This is a genomic window from Sporosarcina luteola (genome assembly GCF_023715535.1).
GTDB lineage: Bacteria > Bacillota > Bacilli > Bacillales_A > Planococcaceae > Sporosarcina > Sporosarcina luteola_B.
The window spans coordinates 1-19,636 of the sequence record NZ_JAMBOI010000007.1 but is presented as its reverse complement, the minus strand read 5'-3'; the positions used below and the strand labels follow the sequence as shown (position 1 = coordinate 19,636).

Genomic DNA, 19,636 nt, shown 5'->3' with positions numbered 1-19,636 from the left:
AATGATTTACAAAAAGGATGCCAACTTCCCTTACCCAGTGCTAACGAATACATCGAACAGTTATGAGAGCGGCGGATTTACGTTGAATGTTGATCTGAAAGAGAATACAGATACGTATCGATTCGATATCGAATACGAAGTAGAATCCGCTTTTTTAGAACAGCTGCTCGCTCGTAAGCAAGCTCAGCTATTCTTAATTATCCAGTCGAAGGATAATAAATTCTTCAGACTGCAGCCAGATGAACGCGCTATCGAAATTGCGAAATCACGTTTATCCATCAACACAAGAACATCTATCCAAATGAGTATTCAAGCAACGACTGACATCTCATTCCGTGACAATGAAGACATAAACGACTTCTATCGAGAATTCAAAGATGACATCATCGTTCCGAAACATGCCCTTCTCGGCTTTTCAAATACCGTTATTTTCGAAGGCAGCTCCACAAAACCGTTCGACTTATTTGAACGGAAGATTGACGCTACGTTGAAGTCCGATATTAAAGTAGAACTCGGCAGTGAAACGATTGTCATTCATTACAAAAATGAGGATCTCCAATTCGCTGGAATGCCAATGAGCGGGACATTAAACAACCCGTACATCTATATGGGACTACAGAAAGCATTACACCGCTTCGCGACCAATCCCGATTATGGTGATGATGGCCATGTCTACCTGGACGATGTTGAATTGCCAACAGATCAGCTAGACGCCAAGCTCTATCGACTTATGAAAGCGAAGATGGTATACGAACTAGATGTCGACTCGCTAGACGAAGTGATCTACAAAATTTCCGACCGCGTCATTGAAAAATACGCAACAGCTGTGAAAGGATTGGAAGCAAGTGGAGATTAAACTGCTAAGCAAAGGATATAAGAAAAACGAACAGTTTTACCAAGACTTCTTGAACGACACGATCGAAAGCAACGATGACTACTTCACCGACGAAACCGTCTATATAAAAGAAGCACCTGACTTCCCCATCTATATGGCAAAAAGAAGTGAAGATGACCGGAAGCAATTGTTTTTAGAAGCATTCGAGACAGTCGGCAACCACTATCTAGATAGCAACCGAGAACTACACTTTGACGAGCAGTTTTGGCACTCGTTGCTTGTCTTGAAGAAACGTAATTTCCTGCTACGGGAATATCCAGAGATTAAAGAAAGCATCTCAAACTTCAACAACATTGTACTGAAGAGCTTCGACTGGGAAAATTACATTTACAAGACGGTAATCGGAGCTGAATATATAACCGACCTAGTCGAAGATGAAGCAACACGCAAACACTATTATGAGGTTATCGTCGATAACCTGGATCTCTTTAACTATATGATTAAATACGAGGTTTTCCGCAACAAACAATTCGTCTTTAATATCCTGTCGATCGTTGATGAATTGGGGCTATCCAGTTTATTGAAGAAGAAAATAACGTGGCGTGACGACTTAGGTGATGATCCACGGGTGGGACGTCAAGTCCTTTTGGAGTTTAATAAAAGCTACCCTGTCGTGATGTCTCCGATGTTAGAGAAGGATGAACTTAAGGAGATTTTTATGGAGTATCTTGGTTATTATGTGGATGTTGCGGAACTCGGGGTGTTGGTATAAGCGGCTAGAAAGGCCGCAAAGTAAACGTAATTGAGTGAGTGATTTCTTGCCAAACGGTAGCTAGAGTGAAATAATCCATCCAATAGAATTTACCACTCATGGATGGATTATTTTGTGGTTTAACAATTAGAACCTAAATCAAAATATATTCTGCCGAATTCCGCAAAACTTTGAACTTTCTCCCAATCTATTTTATTGTACGTGCCGCTTAATAGCTTTGAAGACGTCTGTAATTTTCCTATCCTATTTTCCCTCAATTATTTTAACTGCTAATTCCTTTATATTTCTAAAGTTTCCTGGAGAAAATTCACTACTGTAATCTTCTATTTTTTCTATTCCCTCAGGATTGTTTAATACAATATCAATAATACTTAATTGTTTCTCTATTTTCCTTTTCAATGGAATCAATTCCTCTTTAGCATCTTCAACTTCCTTACGATTTGATTTATATTCATTGATTTTTATAAACAATTTCTTTAGACTTTCATATTCATCTACATTTAAAAAATCAGGTTTAATTATAGGTTCGTTATTAGAATTACTTATTTGTCGCAATGTTCTATTTAGGTAATTATATTTTAGTATTTTATTTTCTAATTCAATTGTTGATCTAGCAACCTTAGATAATACTGAAAAATAATAGTCACCATAGTTTCTTTCACTTGCTTCTTCAATAAATTTTTCAGCATTCTCTTTTTCATATAAATTTGGAGTTATTATAAGCTGTTTATTTTTTGCAACTCGTTCCAAACGGTTTAATAAATACTGTGGAATTATATCATTGCCATCACAATACTTTATATAAATATCGAAAGGTTCTTCACTTTCATTTATAGAACTTTCTATTTCATTTACAAGTAACTGTAAGTAATAATATGTGAAGTCTTCTTTATTTTCTCTCTTCAATATATTCAGTATAGAAAAATCAATGCTCATTAGTTGATCAAATGAATTATTGCCAATTTCTTTCTTTAATTTCTCGACCAGTTCACGTTCTATAACGTTTATTAACTCAAGCCAACTTATTTCTGAATAATACTTTGGCCTTTTAGTCTTTAGTAAAACGCTTATCTCATTTGATTTCCTAAATGAACGGTTAATATACTTATCGACCCAACGTTTTATTTGTTCTTCACTCGACTTAATTATTTTTTCCCATTCATTCATAGTTATATTGGAATGTTTGTCATCAGAAAGCAATTTATATCCAGCTACTTCTTCAATGGTTTTAGAATCAAAGTCATTTGTTAACAATGTATCGATCGCCGTATTTCTAATTTCTTTCCAATGACCATTGGATATATACCAAGGTTTTAATTTATGAAGAATATTTAGCTGATTAAAGTAATATGACTTTCTATAAAGACTCCGAATATACAAATCTTTGAAAGTACTCAATAAATATATAACTATAATTATCCATGCGATAATGAGTGAAAAACTTATTTTATGATTTTCTAATGCATTAATTCCCTGCCCCTCATTATGCTTAATAGTCAGTGTTGAATCTTTAATAGGTTGTAAATTAGATTGGATAACCAATTTGAATGTCCCTTTGACCGGAAGAGATGTATATACAAGTTCAAATTTATCATGACTTTTATATATTTGAAATTCATCCCCACTGGAATTTTTTTCTACGCTAACATTTTCAATTTCTCCATTTAAAAGTATTTGAATATTATTTGCTTCTTTATTTCCAGTATTTTTCACTTCTAATAACTGAATGTTTGTATCCTTTTCCAGACCAGCAATATCTCCAATTATTGGAATGTTTTCTGAAAGTGTATATTTAATTTCAGGGGATTGTTGTTGGAAATATAGTACAATTAAACCTGCTAAAATAGAAATAATTAATGAGAAAAAATGTTGTGTTACAAATTTTTTCAAAGCTATTCTCCTATTCGTTTATTTTAAGAATTGCAATGATCTCTTGTACGTATGAAAAAACTGCTTTTATTTAATGCTTCAAAACTATATACTCAGAGTATCAGCAATCACTTTTATTATCCATCTTAATTACTATACGCCCTAAATACTAAATACTAAATACTCAATGACTAATTGCCGAACACCAAATTATTTTAACGATAATTTTTTTACTCGTCCAAAATTCATTTCCCCTGTTGTTTTTCTACCCGTAAAATTATAACCATCTAGTAGAAGGTTCGCCTTATTTACTTAGATAACAGGGAAGCGTCTGCCACTTTAACTATTAAAATAATACCACATAACATGAAAATTGTTCCATTTAATAAAATTATTAGTATTAATACTTACCTTTCCAAGTGATCTAGAAATAAAATAATCCATCCTTGAGTTACCACACTCAAGGATGGATTATTTTTCAGTTTTACTATTAGAACTTAAACCAAATATGCTCTCCCAAATTTCGTATCGCTTTGGCTCTTCTCTCGATCTCTTTTCTATTCCACGTTCCGCTGACAGGGTCATAATTAAACGCTTTAATTGCCTTGTCATGCTTAGTATTTTTCGTACCTGTATTAACACTTTCGACGATGGTTTTGGTAAGCATAGTTTGATTATTATAAACTTGTTTTTTACTATCAAAGTCTTTGTTCTTTAAAGAACTGTTCCCAGATGGATTTATAAGCGTAAGATTTCCAATGCTTGAAACTAAGACTTGGTAATCCTCTGCACTCTCTTTAACATGTTTCCAACCAGCAGACTTTTCTTCAGGCATGATGTGTTCAATCGTGAAACCCGAATGATCAATGTCATCTAAAGACTCACCTAGTTTAGACAGTATATACTTTGCTTTTTTACGGTCAGACTTTTTCATTTTAAATTCTACTAAAGCGGTGAGTGCTTGCTCTTTTTTATCCAATATTAATGCCTCTATATCCTTGACTGCTTCATCAAATAACGCAGAATTAGTATGAGCACTTCTAATCTTTCCTGCGATTTTATACAGGCTTTTTTCAACAACATTAAATCTTGAAGCTGTAATTACGTAAGAAAAAATTAATGACTCCATTAAAGCAAAAACTTTTTTCCGCTTTGTCTCGTCGAGCTTCTTTGCAGCCAGGACCATAATTAATACCTGCTTAACTCCTAACGCAATACAGTTATCAATAGATTCCTCGAAATTACCAGAGAGTGCTTTCACATATAATTTGGCTTCATCAGCCAATTCATTGATGAATGCATTAATTCCTTCATTGGTATTTATCTCATATCCTAATGAGGCTTGACTAACTGTAGATGATTGCGTTCTCTTCTCAAACCAGTCATATAATTTAGCCTTCTGTACAAGGTGCCCTTTTGACATTACATAATGCTTTAAGAACGTGGAAGTTGGAACGAGCATTTTTCCATTATCAGAGGTTAAGACATTGATGAAGTTATCCCAGCTTTTTGCAACCTGATCATAGCTTCCGTCAGATAAGTTCCGCAGCAGCATATTTTTCAAAAGATCTTCAGGCTGAAGCTTCGCCCCTCTATCATTTAACGTCTCAAAGATTCGAAACGCCATATTAAGATCACTAGTTACCATAGAGACAATATGTACCCGTTTTGCCAAGTAATTTATGAATCGTTTTAGTTCATTTTCATTAAAAGAACCGAGCTCTTCTTCAATCGTTACTCTGGCATTAGCCATATTTGTTTGGGATGTAGTAACCGTAGTTCCAACAGGTCTACTATTAATTAAATTAGTGAAAAATGAATTATCTTTATCATGGTGTTTCAAGCGATTCATTGAAATAATAACCCCATCATCATTAGGTGTTCCTTTGTATAGGTATGGGGAATACAAACCTATATAATCAGTATCATTATTCTTATTGAATCGTGCTACCGCTACAGCAAAGATCAAAGAAAGCGTAGTAATCCTTTGTTGTCCATCAACGACTACCTTTCGTTCTTTGCCTTCCGAAAAAACCATGCTGCCAATAAAATAGTCCTGTGTATGATCCTCATCCATACTTTCTTTAATATCACTAATTAAATCTTTGATATTATCCTTAGACCAAACGTAGTTTCTTTGAAGTACGGGTATTTCATAATAATCTTGACCATTTAACAATCTTTCTATATTAACCAAACCATCGGAATAAAATTGTTTTGAATTGCTCATATCAATTAACCTCCTAACTAACCAACAGCTACCGCATATGCGATACAGCCTATTGTTATGGAGATCATATCATACATCCTTAGTTGGGATCGATAGGAAGCCAGTTTTTTATTTTCTATAGATCGAACCATATTCCTTCACTTGTGATTAGTTAACCCTTTAGGAAAGTTATCTGGATTTTAGATTCAAAAGCGATTATTGTACAGTCAAATTATGTGATATTTGGCTCAACTTTTTTTAAAAAGCTTGATGAACTCGAAGCTTGACACTACCCTGGCTCATTCTGCTATTAAAACAACATCATTTCATACTTAAAGCTGAAGTGAATGCATCCTCCTTTAATTCCATTCTAACGATAGGGACAATTTTATACATAAGCACTTGTCTTTTTATACTCATCTACGTCTTTTATCAATTTATTGAATTGTTGATCCATTTTATCCCTTTTCGTCTTAAAAATCTGTTGGTACTGCGATTCTAGAGATATCTTCTTAAACCTATCTCTTAGGGATTCAATTTTCACAATATCTGATTTGGTGCTAATTAAACATTCCATTCTCACTAACAAAGATTCCAAATAAAAAATAGTGGCATTTATGTTTTTATTACTAATATAGTATTGTTCGTAGTTATTAAGTAATTTTAACGCTTCGTGAGGATTTTCTTTTTTATAAAACCTAGAACAATATAACTTAAACTGACCAATTAAATGATTAGGGATGTCCTTGGGATTTTGTTTAATAATCTGGTTACACTTGTCTATCTTCCTCATACATTCTTCTTTATTATTTCCTGATAAATCACCAACCTGTTTTAAGTATGATATGAACAATTCATGCCTTAGTTTCGGCTCATTAGTCGCTAAAAATTCAACTTTCTCGTATTCTTTCAAGTTATTCAATAAAGAACAAGCTGACTTTTTTATTTTAATGTTTACTATACCTCTTTTTAAAATCGGTATTTTATTTTCAAGCTGTGTATAGTATCCAAGTAAATCTCTCTGTCTTATCTTATTCAATTCTTTATTTAATATTCTTTTATTTATTTCTATTAACGAATTAATAATGATATTAAGTATTCTTTCTTGGTTTGCTTTCTCTTTAATATTCTTCAAATTCATTTCCACTTTATCCATTAGATTAAACTGGTTTAAAATTTCTGTTCCTGGAGAGGCGGTAAATATCTTAATCAATTTATCTAAATCAGGGTCACAGAAGAAAGCTTGTATTAAATACTTATTGTTATTTTTGATTCTATACTTAGAAAGATACAAATTGGAAAGCAGTTTCCCGATTGAAACTTCTTCGTCAAACTGTATTTCATTAATATGATTCTTTAATTCCTCCAGTTCAGAATACCACTCTAAGTCCCTAAGTTTAAATACATTAAATACATTATCGGAAAAATTTCCATCTAAATAATCAAGAAACAGCTCATTGACATAGAACTTATCTGAAGAAGGTATCGGCTGTAAAAAACCAATATTCGTAAATAACTGAGATCTCAAGTTGTGTTCTCCTAATTTTTTCAAACCAACTTCATCTTTTATATAAGTTAATAGTTCTTCGTTGATTTCATTTATATTTGCTTCCGAACAAATGTAACATAAAACCGCCAAAAATTTCTGAGATTCAATTGACATACTTTCAATAGTATTTTCAAAACAAAAAACTAAAAATTCCTCCAATTAATTATGCAATATCTTAGACTCTTCAGTATATTTTGTGTTATATTCAACCCTAAGATCCATCAACTGTTTTCTAGTCGACTTTAAAGTATTACAAAACGCAATAATCAAACCAGGATTACCTCTAGTATAACTTTGTATCCATTCCCAATCTCCTTGCTTAATATTTTTCTCCTTAAGAACTGATTCACTCAAATAACTACAAACTAAGTTTTTTGTATTTTGAAGATTAAATTGGTGTAGAGGAAATTTTGATTCTCTATCTCCTAGACCATACCTACTCGTTATGATTAATCTCGAGGGTTTCGTGAAGCCAGCTATGAATCTTTGTGCTATTTCCGTAAATTCATTCAAGTTACTTTTAACAATTTCAGTCTCCAAGTTATCTAGAATTAACAGCGACTTCTGGGCAAACAAATTATCCCAAACTAATCTTTCTAACTCATGAAACTCTTTATTTTCTGATTCAATATTCATAAATGAAGCCAGTCTCTGTATTAAGTCTGTATGATTGCTTATTGCTTTCTCAAATCTCATAATTTGTCCATTTTCAAAGGTACTATTTTTAAAACTCATAAAATAGATATTTTCAAAGGGTAAATCGGGGGAATACAAAACATCCTCTATTAATTGAAGTACCAATGCAGTTTTTCCTAAACCACCATGTCCAACTATCGATACAGGTATGGGTCTTGTTATTTCTCTTTTCAACTCAATCAGCTCATCATTTCTACCAATAAGATTATCAAAATTCTTACCCAGTGGATATACCATATGTACTAAAGGTATTCTATACTCTTTTATATCGGTTGTTATAAATTTATTCCATTGCAGATTGTACTTACTTTCTAATAATGCTAAAGATATTTCATTAGATACTTCGGATATTTTATCGATTTCTAAATGACTAATCGATCTTGAATGCATTATGTCATTTCGTCTCTTGATTAACACAGATACATTCACAGTTTCTAAATTATTCATTTTATAACTTTTGAATCTTTTACTTTTAATAAAATCAACTAAGTCCCCCAAGTGAGAGTATTTTAATAAATTGCGGTAGTTATTATGGTCTTGTTCATTTGCTTTTGCCGTTTCGCTATACTTAGTCCTTAATTCACTACTCAAATCTTCTATTTGAGTAAATTCTTCGCAGTATTCCCTTAATAAATTTTCTATAAAAAAAATCATTTTATACCCATCTAAATTAATCTGCACAATTTACACCTCCGAATTTTAGTTTTATTTCTGCCTTGGCTATTAAAACAAATAATATTATAATAGAGGACCATGCGAGGGTTAAATAGAATCATTTTTGTCGCCTTACATATACCCCTCCCCCTCATCCACCAAATACAACGTCTCCTCCCTTTCCCTCCGATACAACATAACCTTCTCCAACCGTTCTTTTAAATACTCCTGCAATGCATGATCCGTGCAAAACACAAAGCAACCCTTCTGCCCCCGTGTCATTAATGTCCTATACGTGTTTCGGATGATTGGATCAGCTAATGATTGTGCTTCTTCTGGATGTTCCTTTGCAATCTTCTTTATTCCTTTTAACGATTGATCTGTCTTAGCACGTTTCGTGTAATCCGTAATAATTTGTCCGTTCTCATAGCGCATGTCCTCGCCAATTATGACGCCAACATAATCAAACTCCAAACCCTGCGCAGTATGAATACAACCCGCTTCTCTAACTGAAGAGTTTTCGATTGCCCATGTGTTTTCGATATTCCAGCTGATTCCGAAATCATGTTCCGGAATTGTAATGTCATGATGATTTACGTCCTGGCGATTGTTCTTTGGCCATTCCCAACAATATCCAGACATCACACGGGATTTATTGTTGCGTTCATTGAGCCTTTCAATTTCTGCAAGCATTTCATTTGGATCATCATAAAGTCTAATATCATAATCCATTCCTAGATCGTTCATATTTGCTGTACTTCTAATTTGCAGCACATCATCTAGCCATGCTATATATCCGTCAGATCCGTCACAACGGAATTGAGATGTAAGTTCACAGGAAATAATATCTGCTTTGTATTGGTTGGCGTACTGTTTAATTAAATCGACACTGCCTATATCACTCAATGTGACCTTTTGGTTTTCATCGATAAAAAAGATAGTGAACTTCGAGCCTTTGATTAATTCCTTCACTTGGTTTTCACCCTTGTTACGGAACATACCTGACTTCTCGTTTAAACGGTGCGCTTCATCTACGATAAGTACGTCAAATTCATTATCGTCCACTTCTGTAAAGCTGCCGGAGCCTTTGAATAGATTATCGATATGTGATTTCTTGAAATCACCCTTGAGCTTTGTGGAGTAAATGTTCCTGGGGGCTGAGTTCTTTGTTACATACATAGTGACAAGCCCTTGGTCTATCAGTTTCACTAATAAGTTTATGGCCAGCACGGACTTCCCCGTACCAGGACCCCCTTCTACAATCATCACTTGCTTCGAGTCTGTTTTAACGGCTTCCAATGCAAGATGGAACGCTTCCTCAAAGAATACTTTCTGCTCGTCAATCATAATGAACTCATCGTTTCCTTTAAGCATGTTATTCAATGCATCTTGCAAGGATTTTGATGGGCGAATTCTTCCGTTTTCAATTTGGTAGATCAGATGATTGTGATCGCCTTTTCGAATGAATTTCTTAATGAATGCTCGAAGTTTTTGTATTTCTCCCTTTGCAAAAACAGGTGCCTTGTCGAGATGATCTTGATAATGAGCATCTGTTAAAGGATCGTCATCAACCTTCCTGTAGTTATGCAAATATGCACAAGGCTTCAACTGAATTTCCTTTTCTTGTACATTCTCATTAAAATCCTCAATAAGCGCAGCGTACGACCACGCTTGATAGGATGGATGGGTTATTTCCCGATTCCCTTTACCTAAATAAGTCCGAACTATGGCATCCTTATTGGGCACTATCTCAACTTCTTCCCATTGTTTCAGTTCTACAATGACGACGTGATCTTGATTGCCATCATTGCCAGCAATTAAGAAATCGACTCGTTTAGAAGTGTTAGGAATATTAAACTCAATGGCAACTGAAGCGTCATTTGGAATTTCATCATCCTGCATGACATTGGACATTTTTTGCAACGAATTCTCCTATGAGCGTATTTCAGCTTTAGAAGTACGGCCTATTTTCTTCTGATAGGAGTTGTAGAGTCTGTCAATGAGCAATTCATTGACTACGTCTCCTACAAATTGTTCTTTTGTCGATTCATATATGATCATAAGTACACCAACTTTTTTCACTTTTACTGGATCATCAATTCTTAGTTTTTTAATAATTCTTTCATTCCATTGTCTTACAGTTCTATATTTACTGCAAGACTATTTTCACAAAGGATTCAAGGATAGAACCAAAACCCTTCCCCTTCGGATAATCCATTAACTACGATACAGTTAAATTGCAGGCGATCCGCTACACTGCAAGCTATGCAACGATTAAAGATGTTGAGGATTTGGTCAAATGGAATTACGTGCTCTATATCAAGAGATATGATAAAAGCATGCTTGAAAGTAGTCCCCTGACAAGCGTGGAATTAGGCACTCGAATAGTTATGGAGTTTCTCAATGAGAACGGGAATGATAGTGATACTATGAAGGGGTTTTATAACTAATGGGAATGTGCAAGTGAATACCTTTGAGCTATCAATACAAAAATGGTTGAAGGAAGTCTTTGATTGGGCCAGCATCCAAACGTATATGTTTGCTATGCATCAAGAGAGTGGATGGACGCTCTCATGTTTGCGGGAGAAGTATTTGGAGAGTGATTAGGAAGAAGGTTCTGTGGTGATTGATAAATAATCGAAATGTGCAATTATGTGAATAATTCGTTTGGTTGTGGTAAACTGAGCGTAAAATAAGGAAAGACTAGGTGCTGCCAGATGCTGTAACATCTGATCAGTCTAACGGACATACCGCAAGATTAGCGGCTGACCAGTATCGAAACAAAAGTGTCACAAAAAGTAATCATCTGCTTACTAGGTCGTTAGCGGAGGGTGGTTACTTTTTTCTTTTTCTCATTACAATCACGATTTCTTTTGTGCCTGTATGATAAACAATGATGTCACCTTTTGCGTGACCTAATTCTATCGTAGCCGTTTTAGGATCTTCAATAACATTTAGTAATGCGACATCGGTTACGATTTTATTATCGCCTTCTACATGAAAGGCAAGGATACTCAGTTTTACGTATTGATTTGGGTATAACTTACGAACTTCTTCCCATTCCATTCACAAAACCATCCTTGTTTCGTTTTTTAGCTTTTCATAACATTATCCATCATTTATCATGCCTAACACAATCTATTCATCTGCTAGACAATCCATAAATTGCCTATCCGGCTCCGACCAAGCAAGCACTTCAATATTATAATTCGTTAGTGTGCTGTAGATTGTCTCGGATATTGTATGATTCGTCTCATTTCCTAATACGATAAAATCAGAGTCAGGTTTTAATTCCTGAATGTCTATGAATGATAATAGGGGTTGCTTGTAGTTATCTGCCCTTGGATTGTTAATGGCCTTTATTATTTTTTCTTTCTTTTGCTTTGCAGATGGAATGACGAAGTCAAAACTATGATAGTTGCCCGTTTTGCCTGTATATCCGATGTCACCCGAATAGAAGACATTGTTCTCTCGAAAGTAGTTTGAAACTTCTTTGGCAAAAATACTAATCACTGTATCTCTAGCTGTAAGGAGCATATCAGAAACTCTCAAAAGACATTGGATGAGGTTATTCTGCTTTTTTGGATAATCGGATAGCAAATTATTGATAGAGAAAGTTCCCCGGTAGCCCGATTGTTTTCTACGCTAAACATTCTGAGTGTCATGTCAAAAAAACTCTTACGTTTCGGCGAACTGAAAATATCGATCCCCAACATCCCAAGCTCGGATAAGACATATCCATCATCGGATAGTTTATATCCACCTCTGCCATTTTTCGTAAATACCAATTGGAGAAGATCGTGGTGTAATCCAAGAATGGTGTTGTAATTAATATAAAATCTTCATGGTCATCAAGCTGCAACTGATTTTTATTCCAGTTATCATATAGTAATTTCATTTCACTAATCATGGAAATGCACCCCTTTCTTCATTATATTTGATCATCGCGAAGATTTTGCGAACAATTCCAATGACAAAGACGATCGCCAACTCATTGATCATCAAGCCTAAAATGGAACACTTTGAGTTGTCTTTCTGATAATTTTCATCTAAGATAATGGTAACAGTTAATCTTTTCCATATCTAGTATAAAAATATAGAGGGCGTGAGGTAATGAAAAAAGCAATCGTATTCCTTGCTCTACTCCTATGTGTAGGCTGTAGTGTCGTTTCAGAAAACGCTTCATCTCCAAAGGATAATAAGGATGCAGAAGAATTGATTCAGAATGCTAACGCAGCTGGAAATTTAGTGAAAGAACTGTCCTTTGAAGATGGCAAGGGGTCTGGCGGAGAAAGTACGGACAATGTCAATATTCGTACCATTTCGTTGGAAAAAGATGAGCAAGTCGAACATATTCTTATCGGTTTTACGCAGCGAAGTGATGCGGCAGCTCAGGAACCGCAGCTCGTCGCCCCTTATTTCGATGTGAAAGTACAAGAACACCCGTACACAATGTTTTTTACAATGCATGGCGTGCGAGCGTTTGACGCAAGGGATTTTACAGCTTTAAAGGACAGTGATTTGGTCGCAGATGCCTATTGGGTCATGACGCACGATGACTCCGCTTACCGGTTTGTCGTTGTGTTCAACTCCCCTGTCCATTATAAGATCCGCGAATATGCAGATCCCGCTCAAGTTGTTGTAAGTATTCTTCCGCGAAACGATGAAGAAGAGGACGATTCTGCTTTCTACACGATTCGGACGGACGCTTATCCACTCGGACATGAGCTTGGCAATATGGAAGAGAGGGTCTATGAAGAAGAAGGTATCCGCTACTTACGAGAAAGTGGTGCCCCTTTTAACACAACTGAGAGCAGCTTTTATATGGAGTTAGGGAATTATGAAACCATTGAAGAGGCGGAAGCAAAAGTCGCTTCATTCCAAATGATTTTTGAACCAGGCTTCAACGTTTTTATTGAAGAAAAATGAACAATCGCCTTGCATTTTTTTATTTCCTATGACCAAACCCTTGTCCTCTGTTTGGTCATAGGCACTTTTTTCAATTCAACTTCATCTTCATCCCTTCATGAGTTGCTTGAAACCCTAACCGTTCGTAAAAGCGTATGGCGTCCTCCCGCGTTTTATCGGTCGTTAGCTGAATGAGGTGGCAGCCACGCTGTTCGGCCCGCTGGATAGCCCAGTTGATGAGCTCCGTTCCGACCCCTTTTCCTCGTACGGTTGAACAGGTCCTTACCCCCTCGATTGTTGCGCGCCATCCACCTTGACGCGTCAAATGGGGGGTGAATGTGATTTGTTGGACGCCAATGATTTCATTTCCGAGACAGGCAACGACTAATTCATTATTGGGGTCTGCATCAATCGCCCGAAACGCTTCACGGTACACTTCCGGTAAGGGCAGTACGAATTGTTCCCGTGTGGCTCCTAGCTTGTCATCCGCCAGCATTTCCACGATTCGTTCTAAATCTTGTTCTGTCGCTAATCGAAATAGCACTTCATTCGCCAAATTCACAGCCTCCTAATTTCTTCATCTCAACAGGAACCTACCTAAAATTTCCCCGGGCAGTCCACCGATTTCACAAACCTTTTCCGATGTAAATCCATGCTTGAGAAGAATTTTTCTCGATGGGATATTTTCCGGGTCGATGACAGCAGTGAGACGGTTCACATTCGTATGCTTTGCCAATTCAATTAGTTCGGCTGCAATGAGGGTTCCATATCCTTTGTTCCAGTAAGCTGGCAGCAACATGTATCCGATTTCAGCTTCTTGGGGATTGTCTTCATTTACAGTGACATGCCCGAGGCCTATGTAGTCTTCATCAAACACTTTGTAGGAGCCAAACAGCCCGTGTTTGCTGTTGCGCTCTAGCAACTTTCGATAGTTCACTTCCGCTTCATCCAATGGAATCGCCCGCTCTGTGATTTGCGCCATGACGGATTCATTGGATACTAACGCATAGTACTTCTCGAAGTCATCATTTTTGAACTTAGCCAACCTTAATTTATTGAAACAAAATCTGTCGATAGATATGATTGCCACAGCCACTGGGCTTACAATTGAAGAAGTTAGAGAATTGAAATGTGAAAAAGAGTTAGTCAGCACTCATTTCTTCTATTATTTAAGCCAGCCAAAAAGTAATATGGCTGGCGTTTTCATTTATTTAATTAATTCCAATCCAACCTCACTCTTTCGAATGAAGAAACACAAGAATTTTACCGTCCTCAACATCTTTGGAATAGTGTTCAGCTTCATCATCTGTGATTCCCATTTCCATAAGCGCATGCTTAAATCCGCCAGCACCCGAGTTGGCCCCTATGACTGCCCCTCCGATTGTGGTGATAATAGGACCTGCGGCCAGCACAGCACCAAATCCGGGGATCAATATAGTGGATAACCCTGCTATCACTCCTGCTAAACCAATTGCTCCTCCCGTTGCTGCTCCAGCGATGGCTCCATCCTTAATGGAGGGTTTCACTTCCTCTGCAATTTCGGGTAGTTGGTTTGTGTTTTTAGCAATCACTGAAATTTCATCAGTTGTATATCCCTTCTTTAGTAAATCCTCAACGACTTCAACTACTTGTTGTTCATTTTCGTATATGCCAATAACATGATTTTTCATTACTAGTTACCTCCCAATTATATATATCCTCTACCCGTTCTTTGATTTTTATAGTCACCGATCTTGCCAGCTTCGATGATTCCATGACAAGTAGTAGCAATCAGTCCAGTAACCCATAGGATAGATATATCTATAGTCTTTATGGAAAGGGGGGTATCATGAATAATTCAGTTGTTTCAGCTGCTATGGGATATCCAGGTGTTGTGGCGTTTGTTAGTGGAGATGTAACGGGTGATACAGTGATCGATCAAATCTATCTCACTGGCACAAAAACGGCTGATAGTCCATTCATCCAAAATATAACGCTTCACATTTGGGACGGTAGAACAGGAATAACGACAATGATTCCGCTTCATAACAATGTCGGCTATAATCCGACACTGTTCTTGGGAGATTTCACAGGGGATGGCGTAGATCAGATCGTAATAGGCATTGCTACGGGCGGCAGTGGTGGGATTATAAACTATTACATTGTTTCCTTTGCGGGCAATCAGGCGAGAATCCTTTTTGATTCTGACGTTTATAATAATCATTTCCACTATGAGGTCACGTATCAAGACAATTATAAGGTTGAAGTTGTGAGCAGACCGAATGACGAGAGATATATTATTGATATATCTCTTAGGGGAGCGGACTATTTAAATGAAATATACGATAGGAATGGCAAGTTGAAAAGCCCAATAATCGGTTTTGTAGATCCTTTAAGCGGCTTATATCCGGTGGATTTTGATGCCAACGGAGTCTACGAACTTTTAGCCTATCAAAAAATATCCGGAAGATATCATGCGGATGGATTAGGTTATATTCTGAATACGCTTGGATGGAGCAATAATGGATTTGTATTGCAGGAACAGTATTTAGCTATATATGGCGCGCAGGTGTAGTGATAACAAGTTGTTAATGAAACCCACAGCGAAACCCCTTCAAAGCCTTTTCGCGGCTATGAAGGGGTTCTTCATATACTTCACTGTAAAAGGTTGTCCATTCCGGCCTGAGTGGCCCCCTTTAATCATTCTCCTCATTCTCATCCACTGCATATTGCTTCAACGCCCAGACAAATATACCTTTTTCATTATCAAAGTCGCTTGGGTCGCTAAAATGGTTCACTTCCCCGCAATGTTGGCAAATCGCTAGATCGTGCGCATATAAGCAACCGATTCCCGGCTGTTCAACATTTATGTACATTTCATATGGAATGAAGACATCGTTGGAACAGAATCTGCAAATCATTGGCTTATCGAAGATCGTAATCCGGCACTTAATCGGCCGTAAATAACTGATGCTCATTCTTGTATCACTTCCGTGTATTCAATGCTCGATACTTGTTTTTCTGACGTTTGGTGGAGAATTTCCTTTTCCTGAAACATACGGTTATCGCCGCATGACGTGCAAGTTAGAGATTGAAAGGTGAGCTGATTCGTCACCTTTTGACCTAACGGCTGTAAATCCATGTATACTTCACGATGCCGAAATTGATTCCCTTGACAGAATAGACAAGTGAGCGACTTGCCAAGGACGTTCACTTCGTAGATCCCTCTTCTTCTGACCATCTTGCCACCTCCATGATGATATTGATATTTATTCGCAAAGCTTCATTTTTCGGTCCTTTTAACCTTCCTCTCATAATCAGCAGGCCGAGTGCACAGGTACACCGCCCCTTGCAGCAAAACAATTAGAACAGTAACGAATACTAAAAATTTATCGGAGGAAAAAGGTTTGAAATAGCCTTCCCACTCTTCGACTTTATTCACACGCAACACCCAAAAATAAGAGCTGAGAAAAGACAGGATATTTGCAATCAAAAGTACAAAGAAAGACGATTTTCTTTTTGCTAGAGAGGCGAAATACCATACGGCAATTATCATCAGACCGTAAACGATTATTGAGTAGTTTTTGTAGTCATTATACATGGACAAAAAGACGAATGGAATACAATAAACCGCCAACAGGAGTAGCGTGTATTTGTTTAGTTTCATAGTTGACTCCTCTTTTCATCATTACTGGATTTCTCGGCAATTTGCAACTGCGTCGCAGGTGTCCCCTTCTATATTACGATTTTACATAATACATGGTTTAACAATTCGATATTTTTACATTGAAAATGTCGAGTGATTTTATACTGGCTATACTATTATGAATTTATGAAAGGAGGGATTCGATGTTAAAAGAGTTAAACCAAGTGATTAACTATATTGAAAATCATTTAACCAATGACCTGTCTCTTGAGAGTATATCCGATTATGCTGGGGTTTCCGATTATCACTTTAGAACGGTATTCTTTCATCTTTCGGGGATGACGCTAAATGAGTATGTCAAAAACAGAAAACTATCGGAAGCCAATAAGGATTTAGTAAGTGGAGAAAAGGTAACTGATGTTGCTTTTAAATATGGGTATCAATCATTGGATGGTTTTACGAAGGCATTTAAAAAATGGTGCGGCTATTTACCTTCAGATGTCATAAAAAATAGGAGTAGCAAAACATTTCCCAAACTTTCATTCGTTATTACTGTAAAAGGAGGAGTTTCTATGGAATTTAGAATCGAAGATAAACCAGCGTTCAATCTAGTCGGTGTAAGTAAACGTGTCCCTATGCAATTTGAAGGTGTGAATAACGAAATCGTAAAACTTGCACAAAGCATAACGGATGAACATAGAAAAGAAATGCGTTCACTTCAAAATATAGAGCCTAAGAAAATCGTTAATGCTTCTTATCATGCTGACGCAAATTTCCTAAAAGAAGAAGGGGATTTAACTCACATGATCGGTGTTTTAACGACTGAATCTGAAGCAAGTGATCGATTAGATAAAGTCCCAGTCAAAGCATGTAGTTGGGCAGTGTTTCCAAATGAAGGGCCATTTCCATCAACGTTGCAAGAAACAATGGCAAGAACATATTCAGAATGGCTCCCCACTTCCGATTATGAGATCGTTAATGCTCCTTCCTATTCCTTTACTACAATGGATGAGCATAAAAAGGATTATGCCTATAGTGAAATTTGGCTTCCTGTTCGGAAGAGATAATATACAACATGTGATCTGAAAACAAAGAACCGATAAACCATGAAGAGCAATGCTGATAAACCGGCGTTGCTTCTTTTAAATTTATGTTAAGGGTATAGGTTGATTTAACAATGCTCATAAAAATGAGCTGAAAAATACATCTCTATGCTCATTTTACTTTGTTGCCCGTTTTTTCTAAAGCACCCTTAGTTCAGGTAGAATACTTCACAAACTTTAGTTTTTCTCACTGAACTTATCATTTTCTTTTGATTTTAAGCGTTTTAGCAAATGTATAACCACTTAATCCTAGTGATGCAAAAATTAGATAGCATTTATAATTATTCTTTTGTAAGTATTTTTCGAGGTCATTTGTATCATTGTACCGAATCGGCCAATCAAATGATTTACGGGACTCTAATTCTTCTCTGTTCTCCACGATAAATCTTTTCAAATCTACTTCTTCAATATCAAATAAAATACTTCCTGCCATTACATGATCGAAATAATGTGCTAAGTAATTCTCGAATGTAACAGTTACAATTTCATTTGCCACCGTTTTAATATCTAATAACAATTCATTTTCCAGAAAACTTACTGAGTAGCCAACTAACACACCATCATGAATAGAGATTGTCATTCAATTCCTCCTTTAAACTGTAGTGATATATGAAAAAGAAAATCGAATTACCTATGGCAGTCACATGATATTTTATTAACACCCATTAACATCCTTCTTGAAGTAAATGCCACGTTAGGTCAATCAGGAAAAATTCTTTACTCCTTCTTGAAGTAAAGCACCCGTTGATTGAACAAGAAAAATTGAGCGTTCGGTAATTAGGCATAAGAATTAATTTCCTAATTACTTCCCCATGCTACTGCCGCCCCTTTGCAATCCAATAGGGGACAAGTTTATTAACCCTCTCCGCTTTCTGATCCCACAAGTAATCGAACGTCACAAGTATTTTCCCTTCCCTCTTCCCGCCTTTTTTCCCACGCTTGTAAGTGTACCGAATCCTGGTTTCGGTTTGTTGAACAAGTGTGACCTTACCGAAATTATGTTCAAGGTGTTCAGTCAATTCATCGGGAACCCAAGTTGAAAATCCACCCATATACTCCCCATGCTCTTCTTTTTCGTCGTCAATCTTAAAACGGATTATGGCAAGTGGATTACAATCAAAAAGACCATCTAACATAATTACTTTCCTCCTCTAGAATGAAATAACAGGATGGTCTATTGACCTAATCCGTTCAGTTTTGAATCACTAATCTTCAATTAGAACCATAAATAGGGATCCAGTATCTAATTTGCCTGAAGCAGTTCAAAATGATTTCAAGTAAAGCACCCTTTCGTATTATAAGGTCAGCCAGATATTTCTGGTTGACCATTTTTTATATGGTTTTATGATTACTGTAGCCGGGGTAGGACGTAAGCACCCGTGGGTGATAGAACCCGTCAGCTAAACCGTCCGCCCC

The 19,636-nt window shown here is 36.5% G+C and carries 20 protein-coding genes and 1 pseudogene; 5 read left to right on the top strand and 16 right to left on the bottom strand.

Annotation, left to right across the window (positions count from 1 at the left end; all coding sequences use genetic code 11):
• The first annotated feature begins 1 nt into the window (after position 1).
• Together M3191_RS13175 and M3191_RS13170 are read left to right on the top strand one after the other, a co-directional pair.
• Positions 2–856 (top strand): hypothetical protein, encoded by an 855-nt coding sequence (locus M3191_RS13175; protein ID WP_251700844.1) that lies wholly within the window; start codon positions 2–4, stop codon positions 854–856.
• The gene (locus M3191_RS13170) at positions 846–1,607 is read left to right on the top strand and encodes a hypothetical protein (protein WP_251700843.1); all 762 of its coding nucleotides are present in this window, start codon (positions 846–848) and stop codon (positions 1,605–1,607) included. Before M3191_RS13175 ends, M3191_RS13170 begins: the two co-directional genes overlap by 11 nt.
• A 243-nt stretch (positions 1,608–1,850) precedes the next feature.
• Here the strand turns inward: M3191_RS13170 and M3191_RS13165 are convergent, their stop codons facing one another.
• The 8 genes and pseudogenes from M3191_RS13165 to M3191_RS18715 all read right to left on the bottom strand — a co-directional run bounded on the left by M3191_RS13165 (position 1,851) and on the right by M3191_RS18715 (position 12,372).
• The gene (locus M3191_RS13165) at positions 1,851–3,497 is read right to left on the bottom strand and encodes a hypothetical protein (RefSeq protein WP_251700842.1); all 1,647 of its coding nucleotides are present in this window, start codon (positions 3,495–3,497) and stop codon (positions 1,851–1,853) included.
• A gap of 469 nt (positions 3,498–3,966) precedes the next feature.
• On the bottom strand, positions 3,967–5,706 hold the full coding sequence (locus tag M3191_RS13160) for a DUF262 domain-containing protein (protein ID WP_251700841.1): 1,740 nt from the start codon (positions 5,704–5,706) through the stop codon (positions 3,967–3,969).
• Between the two features lie 367 nt (positions 5,707–6,073).
• The gene (locus tag M3191_RS13155; RefSeq protein ID WP_251700840.1) at positions 6,074–7,393 is read right to left on the bottom strand and encodes a hypothetical protein; all 1,320 of its coding nucleotides are present in this window, start codon (positions 7,391–7,393) and stop codon (positions 6,074–6,076) included.
• The gene (locus M3191_RS13150; protein ID WP_251700839.1) at positions 7,394–8,611 is read right to left on the bottom strand and encodes a hypothetical protein; all 1,218 of its coding nucleotides are present in this window, start codon (positions 8,609–8,611) and stop codon (positions 7,394–7,396) included.
• A 105-nt stretch (positions 8,612–8,716) separates the two neighbouring features.
• A pseudogene (locus M3191_RS13145) lies at positions 8,717–10,645 on the bottom strand (DNA/RNA helicase domain-containing protein).
• 774 nt (positions 10,646–11,419) lie between these two features.
• Positions 11,420–11,650, bottom strand: coding sequence for a hypothetical protein (locus M3191_RS13140; protein WP_251700838.1), 231 nt, complete (start codon positions 11,648–11,650; stop codon positions 11,420–11,422).
• 72 nt (positions 11,651–11,722) lie between these two features.
• Positions 11,723–12,121, bottom strand: a complete 399-nt coding sequence (locus tag M3191_RS13135) for a DUF1829 domain-containing protein (RefSeq protein ID WP_251700837.1) — start codon at positions 12,119–12,121, stop codon at positions 11,723–11,725.
• 11 nt (positions 12,122–12,132) lie between these two features.
• Positions 12,133–12,372: a DUF1828 domain-containing protein gene (locus tag M3191_RS18715; protein ID WP_353056530.1), complete on the bottom strand. Its 240-nt coding sequence runs from the start codon at positions 12,370–12,372 to the stop codon at positions 12,133–12,135.
• A 325-nt stretch (positions 12,373–12,697) separates the two neighbouring features.
• On the opposite strand from M3191_RS18715, the gene M3191_RS13125 reads away from it, so the two are divergent.
• Positions 12,698–13,513, top strand: coding sequence for a hypothetical protein (locus M3191_RS13125; RefSeq protein ID WP_251700835.1), 816 nt, complete (start codon positions 12,698–12,700; stop codon positions 13,511–13,513).
• 70 nt (positions 13,514–13,583) lie between these two features.
• On the opposite strand, the gene M3191_RS13120 is transcribed toward M3191_RS13125, so the two are convergent.
• From M3191_RS13120 to M3191_RS13110, 3 genes are all read right to left on the bottom strand, one after another.
• Positions 13,584–14,048 (bottom strand): GNAT family N-acetyltransferase, encoded by a 465-nt coding sequence (locus M3191_RS13120; protein WP_251700834.1) that lies wholly within the window; start codon positions 14,046–14,048, stop codon positions 13,584–13,586.
• 21 nt (positions 14,049–14,069) lie between these two features.
• Positions 14,070–14,567: a GNAT family N-acetyltransferase gene (locus tag M3191_RS13115; protein ID WP_435368165.1), complete on the bottom strand. Its 498-nt coding sequence runs from the start codon at positions 14,565–14,567 to the stop codon at positions 14,070–14,072.
• A gap of 157 nt (positions 14,568–14,724) precedes the next feature.
• Complete coding sequence (locus M3191_RS13110) at positions 14,725–15,162, bottom strand: general stress protein (RefSeq protein ID WP_251700832.1); 438 nt, start codon at positions 15,160–15,162, stop codon at positions 14,725–14,727.
• Between the two features lie 158 nt (positions 15,163–15,320).
• On the opposite strand from M3191_RS13110, the gene M3191_RS13105 reads away from it, so the two are divergent.
• Complete coding sequence (locus tag M3191_RS13105; RefSeq protein WP_251700831.1) at positions 15,321–16,046, top strand: VCBS repeat-containing protein; 726 nt, start codon at positions 15,321–15,323, stop codon at positions 16,044–16,046.
• Between the two features lie 121 nt (positions 16,047–16,167).
• Here the strand turns inward: M3191_RS13105 and M3191_RS13100 are convergent, their stop codons facing one another.
• From M3191_RS13100 to M3191_RS13090, 3 genes are read right to left on the bottom strand one after another with little or no spacing between them, the layout of a single operon-like run.
• Complete coding sequence (locus tag M3191_RS13100; protein WP_251700830.1) at positions 16,168–16,449, bottom strand: hypothetical protein; 282 nt, start codon at positions 16,447–16,449, stop codon at positions 16,168–16,170.
• Complete coding sequence (locus tag M3191_RS13095) at positions 16,446–16,712, bottom strand: hypothetical protein (protein ID WP_251700829.1); 267 nt, start codon at positions 16,710–16,712, stop codon at positions 16,446–16,448. The genes M3191_RS13100 and M3191_RS13095 overlap by 4 nt, the downstream gene beginning before the upstream one ends.
• A 42-nt stretch (positions 16,713–16,754) precedes the next feature.
• Positions 16,755–17,138: a hypothetical protein gene (locus M3191_RS13090; protein ID WP_251700828.1), complete on the bottom strand. Its 384-nt coding sequence runs from the start codon at positions 17,136–17,138 to the stop codon at positions 16,755–16,757.
• Between the two features lie 182 nt (positions 17,139–17,320).
• Here M3191_RS13090 and M3191_RS13085 point away from each other — a divergent pair, with 182 nt between their 5' ends.
• Positions 17,321–18,184 (top strand): AraC family transcriptional regulator, encoded by an 864-nt coding sequence (locus M3191_RS13085; RefSeq protein ID WP_251700827.1) that lies wholly within the window; start codon positions 17,321–17,323, stop codon positions 18,182–18,184.
• A gap of 235 nt (positions 18,185–18,419) precedes the next feature.
• On the opposite strand, the gene M3191_RS13080 is transcribed toward M3191_RS13085, so the two are convergent.
• Both M3191_RS13080 and M3191_RS13075 read right to left on the bottom strand, forming a co-directional pair.
• Positions 18,420–18,800 (bottom strand): hypothetical protein, encoded by a 381-nt coding sequence (locus tag M3191_RS13080; RefSeq protein WP_251700826.1) that lies wholly within the window; start codon positions 18,798–18,800, stop codon positions 18,420–18,422.
• Between the two features lie 235 nt (positions 18,801–19,035).
• Positions 19,036–19,356, bottom strand: a complete 321-nt coding sequence (locus tag M3191_RS13075; protein ID WP_251700825.1) for a hypothetical protein — start codon at positions 19,354–19,356, stop codon at positions 19,036–19,038.
• Positions 19,357–19,636: the final 280 nt, after the last annotated feature.